The sequence below is a fragment of the Pseudonocardia sp. EV170527-09 genome, assembly GCF_008369905.1.
GTDB lineage: Bacteria > Actinomycetota > Actinomycetes > Mycobacteriales > Pseudonocardiaceae > Pseudonocardia.
In genome coordinates, this window is record NZ_VRMC01000352.1 from 1 (window position 1) to 436 (window position 436).

A 436-nucleotide genomic window follows, 5' to 3' on the forward strand; every position below is an offset into this window, starting at 1 on the left:
GCTCCTTGTCCAGCTGGGACAGGTTGATCGTGGCGGGGAGCAGATCCAGGCCGTCGAGACGGGTCCGGACGACGACCTGGTCGAGCGGGACCCGGTCGACGATCAAAGACCGAAAGTCGTGCTTGATCTCAAGCTCATCGAGCCACATCTCGGAAGCGTTCGCCTGGGGGTCGACGTCGACGAGCAGAGTACGGTTCCCGAGCTGGCTCAACCCGGCCGCCAGGTTCACCGCACTCGTGCTCTTCCCGACCCCTCCCTTGAAATTCGCCATGCAGATGGTGTGCGCCGGCACGAGCTGCCCTTCTTTGTGACGATCGACCAAAGTTACAGCGAAACTATGCTACAGCAGCACAGCACGACGGCCGCGCGGCATAACAAGCGCACAGCGTGTACCCGTGCCTGCTGCACTTCCACACGGCGTAATGCTGTTACATAG

At 61.5% G+C, this 436-nt stretch carries 1 protein-coding gene; it reads right to left on the minus strand.

What is annotated here, in order from left to right:
- Nucleotides 1-271: ParA family protein (locus FVA95_RS29460; protein WP_161992540.1), on the minus strand; the 271-nt coding region annotated here is incomplete at its 3' end.
- Nucleotides 272-436: the final 165 nt, after the last annotated feature.